Origin of the sequence: Sulfurihydrogenibium yellowstonense SS-5 (assembly GCF_000173615.1) — a bacterium.
Taxonomy (GTDB): Bacteria; Aquificota; Aquificia; order Aquificales; family Hydrogenothermaceae; genus Sulfurihydrogenibium; species Sulfurihydrogenibium yellowstonense.
The window spans coordinates 1-4,821 of sequence record NZ_ABZS01000133.1 but is presented as its reverse complement, the minus strand read 5'-3'; the positions used below and the strand labels follow the sequence as shown (position 1 = coordinate 4,821).

3 protein-coding genes and 1 pseudogene are annotated in these 4,821 nt (G+C 34.3%); all 4 read left to right on the top strand.

All coding sequences use genetic code 11. The features are described 5' to 3' along the window. Positions 1 to 117 precede the first annotated feature (117 nt). A pseudogene (locus SULYE_RS06000) lies at positions 118 to 1,784 on the top strand (IS200/IS605 family accessory protein TnpB-related protein). A 20-nt stretch (positions 1,785 to 1,804) separates the two neighbouring features. Then, positions 1,805 to 2,107: an NADH-quinone oxidoreductase subunit NuoK gene (gene nuoK, locus SULYE_RS05995; protein ID WP_007547541.1), complete on the top strand. Its 303-nt coding sequence runs from the start codon at positions 1,805 to 1,807 to the stop codon at positions 2,105 to 2,107. Between the two features lie 4 nt (positions 2,108 to 2,111). Further along, a complete protein-coding gene (nuoL, locus tag SULYE_RS05990; protein WP_007547540.1) occupies positions 2,112 to 4,058 on the top strand; it encodes an NADH-quinone oxidoreductase subunit L in 1,947 nt (648 codons plus the stop codon). A gap of 13 nt (positions 4,059 to 4,071) precedes the next feature. Continuing rightward, on the top strand, positions 4,072 to 4,821 hold a 750-nt coding region (locus tag SULYE_RS05985; protein ID WP_007547539.1), incomplete at its 3' end, for a complex I subunit 4 family protein.

Here is a 4,821-nt window from a genome sequence, read left to right as displayed (position 1 = left end):
CGATGATTGGTGCTATATTACTTGGAAGAAAAGATATAGTTGAAGATGAAGAAGGAGGCTAACAACAGTTGCTATTTTCTGTAAAAAAATGTAAAGTAAAATGGTAGAAATGGAGAAATGATAACACTGCAATGCCAACTTGAATTTCAAAATACGCAAGATAAAAAAGCTGTGTTGGATTTAATGTGTAGGTTTTCATCTGCTATGAGATATGTATACAAAAGATTATTAGAAGGTGAAAAAAGGAAAGATTTGAAAAAATATTTATCAAAACTATTTAACATAAATACAAGATATTTAGACGATGCTGTATTCTTGGCAAACTCAATAATCGCATCATGCAAAGAAAGAGGTCAAAATCCAAAAAAGCTTATATTTGGCTCAAGGAAATTATTTGAACAATTAAAAAGAAACCATCTGACAGGAAAAAGAAGAAAACAGTTAAAGACAAAATGGAAAGAAAACAGACAGGGAAATTTATATTCAAGAGGAGATAAATCTAAGCAAGGAAATTTAAATTTAAGATTTGAGTGGATAGATAATCAGCTTTCTTTGAGAATAAACACAGGAAATAAACAATACATCTACGCAAAAGTAATTAGAGGTGTTAAAAGAAAAAATGATAAATGGATAGAGTTTATGTTTATGCTTGAAAATGCGTATAAATACGGAGCGTGGTTTCCATACTCAGTCAGACTAAAAGTAAAAAACGGTAATGTATATGCTTTTATTTCCATAGAAGAAAAACTGCCACCTATCACAATTAAAAAAGACAATGGAATAATAGGCATAGATGTAAACGCATATCCATTTCATTTAGCATTAGCTTTCACAAGTAAAGACGGAAATTTAGAGAAATATCAAAGCATTAGTTTAAACGAATTATTAGAAGTAAATTCAGAAAAAAGACAATACTTAGAATGGCAAATAGCACATAAGATAATAAAGATAGCAAAAGAAGAGAGCAAAGCTATAGCTATTGAAAATTTAGAAAAGCTACCAAAAGGCAAAAGAGGAGATGGATTTGTAAAGTTAAGAATTAGATTACAAAAATGGAGCTATAAAAGACTATTAAGCAAAATAGAAATTTTAGCAAAAAGAAACGGGATAGAATTAGTAAAAGTCAACCCTGCATACACATCATTAATTGGAAAACTAAAATACTCTCCACAATACAACATAGACAAAGACATAGCAGGAGCTTATGTAATAGCAAGAAGAGGGTTGGGATATAAAGAGAAATTACCAAAGAATTACAAAGAACTGTTAATGATACTGACTTTTTATCATACACAATAGCAAAAATTGAAGATAACATTAAAAAGCTAAAACAAAAACTAAAAGAAGAGAAAAACGAATATAAGAAAAACAAAATTAAAACCAAATTAAACAAACTCAGAAAAAACCTAAAAACATTACAAAAACACGTCTCACTTTTCACATCTCACATCTCACGTTTAGAAAGTGGAAAGAGTGAGTCATCTTCCCAACAGCCTGTAAACCAAGGGAAGGAACAGGTGAGGGGTCTGCCTACAGGTAGACATAAAAGCTGGCAAGTTCTTTCCATAGCCTTAGCCTTCTGCTGTCTTGAAAAGTCTTACAGAGACTTTTCTCCTTTGAAGCGTGTTATAATTTCAAAGGATTGGACAGTAGTGGCTAATAGGTTAGTTCCTGTGCTTGGTGCAGGGGCTATGACACTTCCAAAATACCGCCTGTTGGGGTCGGAAGTGTCTGAAATGGCGGAATACAAATACCCCAACCCAAGCTGTGCAAATTTCGCATAGTTTGGTAGACCAGGGCAGTAATGGTGCCATTTGAATACTACGTAGCTTTAAGCGGACTTCTTATGGTTCTTGGTTTTATTGGTGTGATAGTTAGAAAAAATATTATTGCGATGCTATTATCAACAGAACTTATGCTAAACGCAGTAAATATAGCATTTGTTGCCTTTGACATGAAACTTCATGAGGTGGTAGGTCAAGTATTTGTATTTTTTATCTTGACTATAGCAGCTGCTGAAGCGGCGATAGGTCTTGGCTTAATAATGGCAATCTACAGAATGAAAAAAGACGTTGATGTAGAAAAACTAACAGAGTTAAAGGGGTAGTAGCATGGAGTACTTATGGATTATACCGTTTTCACCTCTTGTTGCATTTATAATCATAGGACTTTTTGGTTATAAGTTTTTAAAAGAACCATTATCCGGAATCGTTGCTGTTATAGCAGTTGCCATCTCAGCAATAGCATCAGTAAAAGGCTTTATTGATGTTGCCGGATCTGGAAAGTATTATGATTTAAAGCTTTTTAATTGGCTTACTATCGGCGACTACTCAATATCTGTTAGTATATTTTGGGACCCACTTTCAGCTTTAATGACCTGTGTCGTTACATGTGTATCAACCTTTATTTTTATATTCGCAACCGGTTATATGAAAGGTGATGAATCTTATCCAAGATTCTTTGCATATTTATCATTATTCGTGTTTATGATGCTTATGCTTACACTTTCTGATAATTTAGTTCAGTTGTTCTTCGGATGGGAAGGTGTTGGTTTAGCATCATACTTATTAATTGGTTTTTGGCATTATAAAAAATCTGCGGCGAACGCTGCTATGGAATCGTTTGTTGTTAACAGGGTTGGCGACTGGCTATTTTTACTTGGAATATTGCTTGCATTTACAACATTTGGAACCTTGGACTATTTGCAAATTTTTAATAAATTGCATGGAGCGGATTATATAATCGTCACTGCTATAGCGTTGTTATTATTTGGTGGTGCTGTTGGTAAATCTGCACAGATTCCATTGCATATATGGCTTCCAAATGCGATGGAAGGTCCAACTCCAGTTTCTGCATTAATTCACGCTGCTACAATGGTTGCAGCCGGTGTTTACATGGTTGCAAGACTAATGCCAGTCTTTGCATCTTCAGAAATTGCATTAGATACAGTTTTATTCATAGGTACGATGTCTGCATTCCTTGCAGCTACTATGGGGCTTGTTCAAAACGATATTAAAAGAATCATTGCATACTCAACATTGTCACAGCTTGGTTACATGTTTGCTGCTGAAGGTTTAGGTTTATTCAGTGAAGGTATGTTCCATCTAACTTCCCACGCAGTCTTCAAAGCATTACTTTTCTTAGGTTCAGGTAGCGTTTTAATAGCTCTTCACCACTTGTTAGACATTCAAAAAATGGGTCAAATTGGAAGATTGATGCCTATTACAACGGGAACATTTTTAATTGGTTCTCTTGCATTGGCAGGTATACCTCCATTTGTGGGATTTTTCAGTAAAGACCCTATCATTGAAGGTGCTTACGAAATTAATACTCTTGTGTTTATGTTCTTATGGCTTGGAGCTTTCTTGACTGCATTCTACATATTTAGATTGTTCTTCCTTACTTTCTTTGACGGAGACAGACTAGACCCTCATATTAGAGAGCATGTTCATGAATCACCGCCAAATATGACAATTCCATTGATCGTGTTAGCAACTGCAACAGTTATTCTTGGCTTCTTTAGAGAGTTCTTTATAAACTTCCTAAAACCATCATTAGACCCTGCACATATGTCTTTCTTATCACCAGAGGTAAAAGCATTGGTTAATGAAGGATTGAGCAGGTCTCACCATGTCCATATAGAGGCAAATGCTTTTGAATTTTTAGGACACTCCTTAACATCTTTCTTAGGAATACTATTGTTGGCAACTGCTTTAGCCGGCATATTTACTGCATATATAATCTATCAAATTAGAAAAATTGACCCGGTTAAAATTGGAGACATGTTTAAACCTTTATACATTCTTTTCTACAACAGATGGTTCTTTGACAAAATTTACTACGCAATCTTTGTATATGGCTATTATAAACTTTCTAAGGCGATGTGGTTTATTGGTGATAAAATTATCATCGACGGAATCGTTGATGGTTCTGGAAAAACTTCACTTTTTGCAAGTGATGTATTTAGAAAAACACAGATGGGAAGAATCAGCGGATACGTAATTCAGATGTTAATCGGCGTAGTAATCTTTTTATCCCTATTCTTGTTTTTGAAGTAGGAGGAGGTAGAAAATGACAGTAGAGTTTGTAAGGGCTGACATTCCTCTAATAAGCATTAGCATAATCATTCCAATTGTAGCCTCATTTATAGTATTTTTTGCAAACAAAAAACTCGCTAAGCCGATTAGTATTATCACATCTATAATAGTTTTTATAATATCTTCTTATATGCTTTTAACATACGACCCGACAGGTTATAAAATTCAATTTTATGAAAAGTACACATGGATTCCACAGTTTGGAATAAGCTACGAAGTAGGTGTTGATGCTCTAAGCTTAACTCTTGTTTGGCTCACAGCTCTATCTTTTGTTGCTGCTTTTGTATGGAGTACAAACATAGAGAAAAGAATAAAAGAATACTTTATAGCATTTTTAATTCTTGAAGCAGCTTGTATTGGCGTATTCGTTGCCTTTGACCTTGTTGCGTTTTATGTTTTTTGGGAAGTTATGTTAATTCCTATGTTTTTAATCATCGGTGTTTGGGGTTATGCTGAAAGGATTTATGCAGCAACTAAATTCTTTATATACACATTCTTTGGCTCTCTTTTCCTTCTAATTGGCGTAATTGGAATGTATATTTACAACTACATGGAAAACGATATACTTTCTACAAGTTATTTTGATTTATTAAAATTACACTTGCCTTTTAACCTTGAATTAATCTTTTTCTTACTCCTTGCTCTTGGTTTTGCTATCAAAGTTCCCATGTGGCCATTCCATACATGGCTTCCGGCTGCACACGTTCAAGCTCCAACAGCAGGC

What these genes read in the sequence shown, in the direction of transcription:
- nuoK (WP_007547541.1), top strand. Translation starts at nt 1,805, where the DNA reads ATGGTGCCATTTGAATACTACGTAGCTTTAAGCGGACTTCTTATGGTT.
- nuoL (WP_007547540.1), top strand. Translation starts at nt 2,112, where the DNA reads ATGGAGTACTTATGGATTATACCGTTTTCACCTCTTGTTGCATTTATA.